Annotated in this window: 1 protein-coding gene; it reads left to right on the top strand. The window is 48.1% G+C overall.

The annotated features are described in order from the left end of the window. Positions 1-417: 3-oxoacyl-[acyl-carrier-protein] synthase III C-terminal domain-containing protein (locus tag R8O11_RS29475; protein WP_318195157.1), on the top strand; the 417-nt coding region annotated here is incomplete at its 5' end. Positions 418-597 lie beyond the last annotated feature (180 nt).

Raw genomic sequence — 597 nt, 5'->3', positions numbered from 1 at the left:
ATGGGCCTAGCGGCGAAAACCGTACTGAAAGCATCTCAGTTGACGACGGAACAAATTGATGTCGTGATTCCGCATCAAGCGAACATCCGTATTATTCAAACGCTGTGCGACCTTTCCGGTATTCCTCAAGACAAAGCGTTTGTGAACATTCAAAACTACGGCAATACCTCTGCGGCAACGGTGCCAATTGCATTGTGTGAGGCGGTAGAGCAAGGCCGAGTAAATCCTGGCGATAACATGCTTCTGGCTGCGTTTGGTGCAGGTTTGACGTGGGGTGCAGCAGTGCTGAAGTGGGGTGACCGCGTAACGCCAATTGGTGAAAGTGATGCGGCTCTGCCTGAGTGTGAAAAATCCGCGCTAGAATTACTTGAGCGCGCTATCAAGCTTTGTAACGAACGTCGTCGTGACGAAGTTTAATGAACGTTCGTTAACATAGATGATATTGCAAAGGGAGCATTGCGCTCCCTTTTTGACAATTAAATAAACGAAACTAAGCCGCTTAGCTTAAGCCATAAAGCCAAGGTTAGATGTGGTGAAATTACGGATGTTCGGGAATACGTATTCCAATGCGGCATTGTCACTCACGCCCATCCACTG

This window comes from Vibrio sp. 1288 (assembly GCF_033344475.1).
The sequence above is the reverse complement of the archived record's forward strand: the minus strand, read 5'-3'. Positions and strand labels throughout refer to the sequence as shown.